Here is a 12779-nt window from a genome sequence, read left to right as displayed (position 1 = left end):
GAACCCCCCGTGGCCGAGCGCCCCGTGCCGGTCGTCCTGTCCGCCCAGGGCCAGGACGCACTGCGCGGCCAGGCCGAACGGCTCCTGACGGCGGTCGACGACGCCTCGCCGCTGGACCTCGCCTACTCGGCCGCCACCACCCGCGCCGCGCTGCGCGACCGCGCCACCGTCGTGGCCGCCGACCGCGCCGAACTGCGCCGCGCCCTGACGGCCCTCGCCGCGGGCGAGAGCGCGCCGGGACTGCTCACCGGTACGACGCTGGCCACGGGCCGTACCGCGTTCCTCTTCACCGGCCAGGGCAGCCAGCGCCTCGGCATGGGCCGTGAACTGGTGCGCGCCTTCCCGGTGTTCGCACGGGCGCTCCAGGACGCCGCCGACCACCTCGACCTCCACCTCGACGAGCCCCTGGGCGAGGTGCTGTTCGCCGAGCCCGGTTCGGCGCAGGGCGAACTGCTCCAGCAGACCCGCTACGCGCAGGCCGCCCTCTTCGCCGTCGAGACCGCCATGTTCCGGCTGCTGGAGTCGTGGGGCGTCACGCCCGGACTCCTCACCGGACACTCCATCGGCGAGATCGCCGCCGCGCACGTCGCCGGCGTCATGAACCTGGCCGACGCGGCGCTGCTCGTCGGCGCGCGCGGCACGCTGATGCAGGAGCTTCCCGCCGGCGGCGCCATGGTCGCCGTCCAGGCGGCGGAGGCCGAAGTCGCCCCGTATCTCACCGAGAAGGTGGGCATCGCCGCCGTCAACGGCCCGCTGGCGGTCGTGCTGTCCGGTGAGACCGACGCCGTACTCGCCGTCGCCGCCCGCTTCACCGAAGAGGGACGCAAGACGCGGCGGCTGCGCGTCTCGCACGCGTTCCACTCGCCGCTGATGGAACCGATGCTCGACGACTTCCGCCGCGTCGCCGAGACCCTGACCTACCAGCCGCCGCGCATCCCCGTGGTCTCCAATCTGACCGGCGAGCCCGTCGCCGCGTTCGACGCCGACTACTGGGTACGACACGTGCGCGAGCCGGTCCGGTTCGCCGACGCGATGAGCTGGCTCGAATCCCAGGGCGTCACCACCTACCTGGAACTGGGCCCCGACGCCGTCCTGTCGGCGATGGGCCGCGAGTGCCTCGCCGACGGCGGCGCCGACGCCGCGTTCGCCGCGCTGCTGCGCGACGGGCACGACGAGGAGCGCCAGACCCTCACCGCGCTCGGCCTGGCGCACGCCCACGGCGTGGCGGTCGACTGGGACCGCTTCTTCGCCGGCCGCGGCGCCCACCGCACCGCGCTGCCCACCTACTCGTTCCAGCGCAAGCGCTACTGGCTGGACGCCGGAAGCAGCCACCCGGGCACGATCGGGCACCCGATGCTGGACAGCGCCGTCAGCCTCGCGGGCGCCGACGGAGTGATCCTGACGGGCCGGATGTCCACCCGGGCACAGCCCTGGCTGGCCGACCATGTCATCGCGGGTGTCGTCCTCGTACCCGGCACCGCCCTCGTCGAACTGGCCGTCCGCGCCGGCGACGAGGCGGGCTGCGCCGCGGTGGAGGAACTCACCCTGGAGACACCGCTGGCGGTCACCACCGACGCCGGAGTCGAGATCCAGGTCGTCGTCGGCGCGCTCGACGCCTCGGGCCGCCGCTCGGTCGAGATCTACTCGCGCCCCGCGCGGAGCGAGGAGAACTGGACCCGCCACGCCAGCGGAGTGCTGACCGAGCACGGCGAGGGCGCGACGGCCGACCCGGCCGTGTTCGCCCAGTGGCCGCCGGCCGACGCCGAGCCGATCGACGTCGACGGCCTCTACGAGCGTCAGGCCGCGCAAGGGTACGGCTACGGGCCCGCGTTCCGACGCGTGCGCGCCGCGTGGCGCCGCGGGGACGAGGTGTTCGCCGAGGTCGCTCTCGACGAGGCCGGGGGCGAGCGGTTCGGACTGCACCCCGCGTTGCTGGACTCCTCACTGCACGCCGCCGAGGGGCCGGAGGACGACGGTCAGGTGCGGCTGCCGTTCGCCTGGCGCGGTGTCGAACTCCACGCCGCCGGCGCCACCGCCGTACGCGTTCACGTCGTCCAGACCGCCCCGGACGAGGTCACGGTCGAACTCGCCGACGCGAACGGGGCGCCGGTCGCCACCGTCCGCTCGCTCGTCCAGCGACCCGTGCCGGTCAACGGCGTACGGCCGTCCGCCTCGGGCGGCGGCTCGCTCCTGCGCGTCGAATGGACCGCCGCCCAGGCCCCGTCGGAGCCGGACGCCGCGTCGCGGGAGTTCCACCTGGCGTACGTCCCCGAGACCTTCCCCGGCGAACCCGCCGACGCGGCGCGGGCCGCGACGCTGCACGCCCTGACGCTCATCCAGGACGCGCTGCGCGACGACACCCGGCTGGCGATCGTCACCCGCGGCGAGCCGTACGACTTCACCCTCGCGTCCCTGTGGGCGATCGTGCGCTCCGCCCAGGCCGAGAACCCCGGCCGCTTCGTCCTCGTCGGCACCGACCGGGAGGTGCCCGAGGACGAGCTGCGCGCCGCGCTGGCCTCCGGCGAGCCGCAACTCGCCCTGCGCGACGGCAAGGTGCTCGTGCCACGCCTGGCCCGGACCCCCGCACCCGAGGACCCGCGCCCTGTCGCGTGGGACCCGGACGGCACGGTGCTGATCACCGGCGGCACCGGCGGTCTGGGCGGCGTGGTCGCCCGCCACCTCGTACGACAGCACGGCGTGCGGCACCTGCTGCTCACCGGGCGACGCGGCCCCGACAGCCCCGGCGCCGCCGAACTCGTCGCCGAACTGGCCGACTTGGGCGCCCACGCCACGGTCGCCGCCTGCGACGTCGCCGACCGCGCCGCCCTGGCCGCGCTGCTGGAGACGATCCCCGGCGAGCACCCGCTGACGGGTGTCGTCCACAGCGCCGGAGTCGTCGACGACGGGCTCGCCGGATCGCTCACGCCCGAGCAGGTCCACACCGTCTTCCACGGCAAGGCCGACGGCGCCTGGTATCTGCACGAGCTGACCCGCGGCCTCCCGCTCGCCGCCTTCGTCCTGTTCTCCTCCGCGGCCGGGACCATGGAGGCGGCCGGGCAGGGCAACTACGCCGCCGCCAACGCCTTCCTGGACGCCCTCGCCGCGCACCGCGTCACCCAGGGCCTCCCCGCGACCTCCCTCGCGTGGAACCTGTGGGCGGGCGACGCGGGAATGGGCGCCCGTCTGGACGAGGTGACACTCCGCCGGGCGGAGCGTTCCGGGCTCCCCGCCCTGGACGCCGAGCAGAACCTCGCCCTGCTGGACCAGGCGCTCGTCACCGGTGCGCCGGCACTGGTCCCGCTGCGTATCGACGCCCCCGCGCTGCGGTCCCGCTCCGAGGGCATCCCGCCGATGCTGCGGGGACTGGTCCGTCCGCCCGCCCGCCGGAACACCGCCGCGGCGGCCGCGACCGGCCCCGGCGGCGCACTGGCCGACCGGCTCGCCGGGAAGCCGGACGCCGAACGCGAACGGATCGTCCTCGACCTGGTCCGGACGCAGATCGCCGCCGTCCTCGGACACGACGGCGGCGGCGCGATCGACCCCCGCCGCGCCTTCACCGAGCTGGGCTTCGACTCACTGGCCGCCATCGAACTGCGCAACGCGCTCGGTACGGCCACCGGGCTGCGGCTCACCTCCACGCTGATCTTCGACCACCCGACCCCGCGCGCCTTGGTCGACCACGTGCTCGAAACCGTACGCGGGGCCGTACCCGTCGCCGCGGCGCCGCGGCCCACCGTGCGGACCGCGACCGACGAGCCCATCGCGATCGTGGCGATGGGCTGCCGCTACCCGGGCGGCGTGACCTCCGCCGAGGAACTGTGGCGGCTGGTCGCCGGCGGCACCGACGCCATCACCGAGTTCCCGGACGACCGGGACTGGCACACCGACGACATCTACGACCCCGAGCCCGGCAAGCACGGCACCACGTACACCCGTGAGGGCGGCTTCCTGCACGACGCCGCCGAGTTCGACCCCGCCTTCTTCGGCATCAGCCCGAAAGAGGCCCAGGCGATGGACCCCCAGCACCGCATGCTCCTCGAAGTCGCCTGGGAGGCACTCGAACAGGGCGGCATCGATCCGCACTCCCTGCACGGTACCGCCGCGGGTGTGTTCGCCGGTGTCATGAACCACGACTGGACGACCCGCTCCGGCGCCGTCCCCGAGGACCTCGCGGGCTTCACCGCCGGCGGCGGCCTCGGCAGCATCGCCTCCGGACGCATCGCCTACACCCTCGGCCTCCAGGGCCCCGCGGTCACCATCGACACCGCCTGCTCCTCCTCCCTGGTGGCCATGCACTGGGCGATGCAGTCGCTGCGGCAGGGCGAGTGCACACTCGCCCTGGCCGGCGGCGTCACCGTGATGGCCACGCCCGAGACGTTCGTAGGGATGAGCCTGCAGAGCGGCCTCGCCCCCGACGGCCGCTGCAAGGCGTACGGCGCCGGCGCCGACGGCACCGGCTGGGGCGAGGGCGCCGGACTCCTGGTGCTCGAACGCCTGTCGGACGCCCGCCGCAACGGTCACCCGGTGGTCGCGGTGATCCGCGGCTCGGCGATCAACCAGGACGGCGCGTCCAACGGCATCGCGGCCCCCAACGGCCCTGCCCAGCAGCGGGTCATCCGGCAGGCCGTGGCCTCCGCCGGTCTGACACTCGCCGACATCGACGTGGTCGAGGGCCACGGCACCGGCACCACCCTCGGCGACCCGATCGAGGCACAGGCGCTGATGGCCACCTACGGCCAGGAGCGACGCGACGACCCGCTGTGGCTCGGCTCGGTCAAGTCCAACCTCGGGCACACCCAGGCAGCCGCCGGCGTCGCCGGCGTCATCAAGATGGTGATGGCGATGCGCCACGGCGTGCTGCCGCGCACCCTGCACGCCGAGACCCCCTCTCCGCACATCGACTGGACCGAGGGCGCCGTCGAACTGCTCACCGAGGCCAGGGACTGGTCGGCCGACGGCCGCCCGCGCCGCGCCGCCGTCTCCTCCTTCGGCGTCAGCGGCACCAACGCCCACGTGATCATCGAGCAGGCGCCGCCGGCCGGCCCGGGCGAACCGCGCGGCGAGCGGCCTCCGGTCGTCCCGCTGACCGTGTCGGGCTCGACCCCCGAGGCGATGCGCGCCCAGGCGGCGCGCATCGCCGCCCACCTGCGCGAGAACGGCGGCGTCGACGAACTGGACGCCGCCGCCTCGCTCGCCCGAGGCCGCGCCGCCCTGGAACACCGGGCCGTGATCGTGGACGCCGACCGCGACGGCCTGCTCGCCGGGCTCGACGCGCTGGCCGCCGGGAACTCGTCCGCCGCCGTCGTCCAGGGCCTGCAACGCGGCGACTCGCGCGCCGTGCTGGTCTTCCCCGGACAGGGCTCGCAGTGGCAGGGCATGGGCGTCGAACTGCTGGAGCACTCACCGGCGTTCGCCACACGCCTGGGCGAATGCGCCAAGGCACTCGAACCGTACGTCGACTGGAACCTGCTCGACGTGGTCCACGGCGCGCCCGGCGCACCGGCCCTGGACGCCGTCGACGTCGTCCAGCCCACGCTGTGGGCACTGATGGTGTCCCTGGCCGAGGCCTGGCGCGCGGCCGGTGTCGAACCGGCCGCCGTCGTCGGCCACTCCCAGGGCGAGATCGCCGCCGCCTGTGTCGCCGGCGCCCTGTCGCTGGAGGACGGCGCACGCGTGGTCGCCCTGCGCAGCCGCGTCATCCGGCAGGACCTGGCGGGCCGGGGCGGCATGATGTCGGTCGCCCTGTCCGCCGACCGCGCGAGTGAGTACCTGGCCGACTGGGACGGCCGCCTGCAACTCGCCGTCGTCAACGGCCCGAGCTCCGTCGTCGTCTGCGGTGGCCCGGAGGCCCTCGACGAACTGCGCGCCCGGCTGGACACCGACGAGGTCCAGTCCCGCCGTATCCCGGTGGACTACGCCTCCCACTCGATGTTCGTGGAGGAGATCCGCGACCGGCTGCTCACCGAACTGAGCGGCCTGACACCGCGGACCTCGTCCATCCCGTTCTACTCCACCGTCACCGCGGGGACCCTGGACACCGCCGGTCTCGACGCCGAGTACTGGTACACCAACCTGCGCCAGACCGTCCGGTTCGAGGACACGACGCGGGCGCTGCTCGCCGACGGCTTCGAGATCTTCATCGAGGCCAGCCCGCACCCGGGCCTGCTGACCGGTCTCGACGAGACCGCCGAGTCGGCCGGGGTGGCCGCCACACTCGTCGGCACCCTGCGCCGCGACTCCGGCAGCCCGCGCCAGTTCGTCACCTCGCTGGCCGAGGCGTACGTGCGGGGCGCGACCGTCGACTGGGACACCCAGTTCGTCGGAACCGGCGCCCAGCACGTCGAACTGCCCACCTACCCCTTCCAGCGCAAGCGGTACTGGCTGCACCTGACCGAGCACACCGGCGACGCCGTGGGCATCGGCCAGATAGCCACCGACCACCCGCTGCTCGGCGCGGCCGTACCGGTCGCCGGGGCCGGGGGAGTGCTGCTCACCGGACGCCTCTCGCTCTCCGGCCAGCCGTGGCTCGCCGACCATGTCGTCGGCGGCACCGTCCTGTTCCCCGGATCGGGCTTCGTGGAACTGGCCGTCCGGGCCGGTGACGAGGTCGGCCGGGGCCGCGTGGAAGAACTGACACTGGAAGCACCGCTGGCTCTCCCCGAGCGCGGCGGCGTGGCCATCCAGGTCGTGGTCGACGCCGATCTGCGTACCGTGTCGATCCACTCGCGGCCCGACAACGCCCCCGCCGACACCCTCTGGACACGCCACGCCCAGGGCACGCTCACCGACGCCGCGCCCGAACCGGCCCACGAGCCGGCGGCCTGGCCGCCGCCGGGCGCCGAGCCCGTCGACCTCACCGGCTTCTACGAGCCGGCCGCCGACGGCGGCCTCGCCTACGGGCCGGTGTTCCAGGGCCTGCGCGCCGCCTGGCGCTCCGGCGACGAGGTGTTCGCGGAGATCACGCTCCCCGAGCAGGCCGCCGCCGAGGCCCAGCGGTTCGGGCTGCACCCGGCCGCACTCGACGCCGCTCTCCACGCGACCGGACTGCTCGCCACCGACGCCCAGCGGGTCACCCTGCCGTTCGCCTGGACACGGGTCGACCTGCACGCCTCGGGAGCCGCCGCGCTCAGACTGCGGATGACCCGCCTGGGCGAGGACGAGGTCGCGCTGCGCCTCACCGACACCGCGGGCCGCCCCGTCGCCTCCGTCGAGTCGCTCGTACTGCGTCCGGTGGCCCCGGGCGGGCCGATCCGCGACGGCGCGTACGACGACTCACTGTTCGAGCTCGTCTGGGCACCCGCCGCACTTGCCGCACCCGGCGGGACCGCCCCCCGGACCGTCGTGCACCGCTGCACGGGCGGCGCCACCGCCGAATCGGCCCACGCCGAGACCGCCACGACACTCGCCGTCCTCCAGTCCTGGCTGGAGAGCGGCGCCGACGACGCCGTGCTCGCCGTCGTCACCCGCGGCGCCCTGTCCGTGAACGGCGAGGACGTCACCGACCTCGCCGGAGCGGCCGTCTGGGGCCTCGCCCGCAGCGCCCAGACGGAGAACCCCGGACGCGTCGTCCTGATCGACCTGGACGCCGCCGACGACCGCGCCGACCACACGGACGCCGACATCGACGCGGCGGTGGCCACGGGCGAGGCACAGATCGCCGTACGCGCCGGCACCCTCCACCGCCCGCGACTGGCCCGCGTCACCGGGGACCTGAACGGCGCCGCCGCCACCGTCTTCGGCGACCGGCCCGGCACCGTACTGATCACCGGCGGCACCGGCACCCTGGGCAGCCTCGTCGCCAGGCACCTGGTCACCACCCACGGCGTCACCGACCTGCTGCTCACCAGCCGCCGCGGCCCCGGCGCACCCGGCGCCGCCGAACTGGACGCCGAACTCACCGCACTCGGCGCCCGTGTCGAGGTGGTCGCCTGCGACACCGCCGACCGCGACGCGCTGGCGGCCGTGCTGGCGGACCGCACCCTCACCGGAATCGTCCACACCGCGGGCGTCCTCGACGACGGGATCCTCTCCTCGCTGACACCGGAGAGGATGGCCGCGGTGATGCGCCCCAAGGTCGACGCGGCGCTGAACCTGCACGAACTCACCGCCGGTCAGGACCTCTCGGCGTTCGTGATGTTCTCGTCCGCGGCGGGCGTGACCGGCGGCGCCGGACAGGGCAACTACGCCGCCGCCAACACCTTCCTCGACGGCCTCGCCGCGCACCGTCGCGCGAACGGGCTCCCGGCGCAGTCCCTGGCCTGGGGACTGTGGGAAGAGGCCAGCGGCATGACCGGCGAGCTGGCCGACGCCGACGTGGCCGGCATGGTGCGCGACGGTGTCCTGCCCATCGGCTCCGACGAGGGCCTGGCGATGCTGGACGCCGCCGGCGCTCTCGACCGGGCGTTCCTGGCGCCCGTCCGGCTCGACCTGAGCGGGCAGAGCCGGTCCGACGTGCCCTATCTGATGCGCGATCTCGTACGCGGCCCGTCCCGCCGCGTAGTCGATCCCGCCGCACGGGCCGCCGAACCGGCGGAGAGCCTGCGCGACCGGCTGGCACGGCTGACACCGGCCCGCCGCGAACAGACACTGCTCGACATCGTCCGGGCGCAGGCCGCCACCACTCTCGGCTTCGGAGACGCCGACGAGGTCGACGCCGACCGGTCGTTCCGCGACATGGGCTTCGACTCCCTCGCCGCCGTGCGGTTCCGCAACGCCCTCGGCGAGGTCATCGGGGAACGCCTGCCCGCGACGCTCGTCTTCGACCACCCGACCTCGCTCGTCCTCACTCGGCACCTGCTCGAGGAAATGGCGATCGACGTACCCGAGAACGAACCGGAGCCCGAGCCGGCCGAGGGTGCCGAGGACCGCACCGCCGCGATCCAGAGCATGAGCCTGGCCGACCTTCTCCGCACCGCGCGACGATCAGGAGACCCGACATGACCCAGCTTCTCGACGACACCGACCGGCGCGTCTTCCCCACCGACGAGGAACTGCTGCACCGGGTGCTGACCCCCTACCGGGCCAAGCGGTGCGAGTACCTCACCTCGGCCACGGTCACCTCCCAGGGCGACCCCCGCGACGGCGGACGACTCATCGCCACCTGCACCTTCGAGATCCCCGAGTCCTGCTACATCGACGACACCGGGCACTTCAACTCGGTCGAGTTCAACATCTGCTTCAACCAGATGGCCTACTACCTGCTGGCCATGTCGGTACGGGAATCACTGGTCGAGCCGTTCTCCGGCTGGACGATCGAGCAGTTCTGGACCCGGCAGCTCGCCGACGTGTTCATCACCGACTTCAAGAGCAGCTTCCGCAGCGCCATGCAGGGCCGCCGCTTCACCGGCGAGATCGAGATCATCGACATCGCCGAATGGGACGCCAACGATCTGCGCGACGCCCTGGTGATCCTGCGGACCAAGTGCCACTACGCCGACGAGCAAGGTGGCGAGAGCCACGGCGAGATCACCGCCGCCGTCACCAACCCGCCCGTGATCTGACCCCCGCCCGGACTTCGCGAAGGAAGCGACTATGAGCAAAGCAGAACGGCCCGGGCTTCCTGACGGAGTCCGCGAGGTCGACATCGAGCACCTCTACAGCCGCTTCGCCGACCGCGGTCTCCAGTACGGGCCGGCCTTCCGGGGCCTGCGCGCCGTGTGGTCGCACGGCGAGGAGGTCTACGCCGACTCCGCGCTCGACAGCACGGCCGGCGGCGGCGACTACCTCCTGCACCCGGCCCTGCTCGACACCGCGCTCCAAGCGGCACTGGTCCCCGACATCGACCGCGACGACCGGACGTTCCTGCCGTTCGCGCTGCGCGGGATACGGGTGCACAAGGGCGGCGCCCGCGCCGTCCGCATCCACACCGTCCCGGGCGACGACGGCTTCTCCCTGGCGCTCACCGGCGACGACGGCGAACCGATCGCCACGATCGGTTCCGTCGTCAGCCGGCCCGTCACGGCCGACCAGCTCGACGCCGCGGCGCAGCGCACCCAACTGCTGCGCGTCGTATGGAAGTCCGTCGTACAGCAGTCGGACAACGCAGACCAGCAGCGCTGGGGATTCCTCGGAACCGACCGCATCGGCCTCACCGGCGCGCTGAAGGCCACCCGCCGCTCGTTCGACTCCTACCCCTCGCTGCGCGAACTCGACTCCGTGCTCCGGGCCGGCACGGCCGTCCCGGACGTGATCGTCGTCTCCTGCACGGACGAGGACTCGCCGGTACGCTCGGCGGCGCAACGCGCCCTCATGCTCGTACAGGAGTGCCTGGCCGACCACCGCCTCGCCAAGACCCGCCTCGTGCTGGTCAGCAGCGGAGCCGTCGCCGCCCGCGCCGAGGAGGACCTGTCCGACGTGTCGGGCGCCGCCGTCTGGGGACTGCTCCGCAGCGCCCAGTCCGAACACCCCGACCGCTTCGTCCTGGTCGACGTCGACGACCCCGGGAACTCGGGCCGCTCCCTCGCCGCCGCCGTCGCCTCCGGCGAACCCCAACTCGCCGTGCGCAACGGCGCGCTGCTCCGGCCGCGTCTCGTACGCAGCCCACCGCCGCCGCGGCGCAGGAGCCTCACGGGCACCGTCGTGATCACCGGCGGCACCGGAGAGCTGGGCCGCCTGCTCGCCCGGCACCTGGTCACCGGCCACGACGTCCGGCACCTCGTGCTGCTCAGCCGCCGCGGTCCCGGCTCGCCCGGCGCCGCCGAGCTGGACGCCGAACTCACCGCGCTCGGCGCCCGTGTCGACGTGGTCGCCTGCGACGTCGCCGACCGCTCGTCGCTGGAGAGCGCACTGGCCGGCATCCCCGCCCCGTCCGCCGTCATCCACACCGCGGGTGTGCTGTCCGACGGCGCGATCGGCACCCTCACGCCGCGCGGACTCGACACGGTTCTGCGCCCCAAGGTCGACGCCGCGCTCCATCTGCACGACCTGATCCAGGACCCGGACTGCGCGTTCGTGGTGTTCTCGTCCGTCGCGGGACTGGTCGGCAACGCGGGGCAGGGCAACTACGCCGCCGCCAACTCCGTCCTCGACGCGCTCGCCCACCACCGCCGTACCCGCGGACTGCAGGGCCTCTCGCTCGCCTGGGGCCTGTGGGAGAGCGAGAACGGCATGGGCTCCGACCTGTCCGCCGCCGACCACAACCGCATCAAGCGGTCCGGCTTCGCCCCCCTGGGGCGCGACCAGGGCCTGGCTCTCTTCGACGCGGCGCTCGGTGGCGACGAGGCGGTCCTCTCGCCCGTCCGGCTCAACGAGGCGGGCCTCACCGGGGACATCCCGCCCGTCCTGGAGGAGCTGGCGCCCACCCGTACCGGCAAGCCCGCCGTGACCGACACCCTGGTCAGCCGGCTGGCCGAGCTGCCCGAGGCCGAACGCGACGCCGCCGCCCTGGAGTTCGTCCGCTCGGTGTCCGCCTCGGTCCTCGGCTACGAGAGCGGCGACGAGATCGACCCGCGTCGGGAGTTCAGCGCCGCCGGGCTCGACTCCATCGGCAACCTCGAACTCAGCCGCCACCTGGCGGCCGCCACCGGCCTGCGGCTCCCGGCGACCCTCGTCTTCGACCATCCCACCCCCGCAGGTCTCGCCTCCCACCTGCGTCGACTCCTCCAGGAGAGCAATTCATGAAAACTGTTGTCGTCGGCGGCGGTGTCATCGGCCTGGCCACCGCATGGCGGGCCGCGCGCGAAGGCGTCTCCGTCACGGTGATCGACCCCGCCCCGGGCAGCAAGGCGTCCCACGCCTCGGCGGGACTGCTCCCGGCCATCAACGACCAGCTGTACGACCAGCTGGAGCTCCTCCGCCTGTGCCTGGCCTCCCGTGAGCTGTACCCGTCCTTCGTCGAGGAGCTGGAGGAGTTCGCTCCGGCCGGCTTCCGCCGCGACGGCGTCCTGGACGCGGCGTTCGACGAGGAATCCCTGCCGATCCTCGACCGCCAGCTGGCCTTCCAGAAGTCGATCGGTGTGCGCACCGAACGGCTGACCGCCGAGGAGTGCGCCAAGCTCCAGCCGGCCTTCGCCCCCGTGGTCGGCGGCCTGCTGTCGCCGGACGACGGCGCCATCGACCCGCGCGTCCTCGACGCGGCGCTGATCACCGCCATCGAAGCCCTGGGCGGCAGCGTCGTACGCAGGGGAGCCACCCGGATCGAGGACCACACCGTCGTCCTCGACAACGGTGACACGGTGCCCTTCGACCGTCTCGTCCTGGCCGCCGGCTGCTGGACCCACCAGATCGAGGGGCTGCCCGAGGGCGCGATCCCGGAGATCCGTCCCGTCAAGGGCCAGATCCTGCGCCTGCGCTCCGACGTGCCGCTGCTCAACGTGACGGCCCGCGCCATCTCCAAGGGCAAGTCCCTCTACCTGGCACCCCGCCTGGACGGTGAACTCGTCGTCGGCGCCACCTACGAGGAGCGCGGCTACGACGAGACCGTCACCGCCGAGGGCACCGGCAGTCTGCTGCGCCGCGCCGCCGAGGTCATTCCCGAGGTCGGCGCCCTGCGCTTCGCCGAGATCACCGCGGGGCTCCGTCCCGCCTCGCCCGACGACCTCCCCGTCATCGGCCCGACCACGGTTCCCGATGTCTACCTGGCCAGCGGCCACTTCCGGATGGGAGTCCAGCTGGCTCCCGTCACGGCCGTGGCCATGGCGGCCTACCTGACCGACACCGTCCCGCACGCAGCGACGGTGCCGTTCACCCCGCTCCGCTTCTCCTGATCGGTCCCACGAGTCCCCCTCCCCGCCGGCGCTGGCGGGGAGGGGGACTTCGTGCGTCGCGAGCCCGCCCGCCCG

3 protein-coding genes and 1 pseudogene are annotated in these 12779 nt (G+C 73.8%); all 4 read left to right on the top strand.

Features of this window, described 5'->3' with window-relative positions; translation table 11 throughout:
• Window positions 1-24: 24 nt before the first annotated feature.
• A pseudogene (locus P3L51_RS31150) lies at window positions 25-8940 on the top strand (SDR family NAD(P)-dependent oxidoreductase); the annotation flags it as partial.
• Window positions 8937-9500: an FcoT family thioesterase gene (locus P3L51_RS31145; protein WP_354608679.1), complete on the top strand. Its 564-nt coding sequence runs from the start codon at window positions 8937-8939 to the stop codon at window positions 9498-9500. The pseudogene P3L51_RS31150 and the gene P3L51_RS31145, both read left to right, overlap by 4 nt.
• Window positions 9501-9531: 31 nt before the next feature.
• Window positions 9532-11619, top strand: coding sequence for a type I polyketide synthase (locus tag P3L51_RS31140; protein WP_354608678.1), 2088 nt, complete (start codon window positions 9532-9534; stop codon window positions 11617-11619).
• Complete coding sequence (thiO, locus tag P3L51_RS31135) at window positions 11616-12704, top strand: glycine oxidase ThiO (protein ID WP_354608677.1); 1089 nt, start codon at window positions 11616-11618, stop codon at window positions 12702-12704. The genes P3L51_RS31140 and thiO overlap by 4 nt, the downstream gene beginning before the upstream one ends.
• The last annotated feature ends 75 nt before the right edge of the window (window positions 12705-12779 follow it).

The organism is Streptomyces panacea (genome assembly GCF_040560175.1).
GTDB lineage: Bacteria > Actinomycetota > Actinomycetes > Streptomycetales > Streptomycetaceae > Streptomyces > Streptomyces panacea.
This window is presented reverse-complemented; position numbering and strand designations above follow the sequence as displayed.

Coding starts and splice junctions, on each gene's coding strand:
- thiO (WP_354608677.1), top strand. CDS start 11,616: ATGAAAACTGTTGTCGTCGGCGGCGGTGTCATCGGCCTGGCCACCGCA.
- P3L51_RS31140 (WP_354608678.1), top strand. CDS start 9,532: ATGAGCAAAGCAGAACGGCCCGGGCTTCCTGACGGAGTCCGCGAGGTC.
- P3L51_RS31145 (WP_354608679.1), top strand. CDS start 8,937: ATGACCCAGCTTCTCGACGACACCGACCGGCGCGTCTTCCCCACCGAC.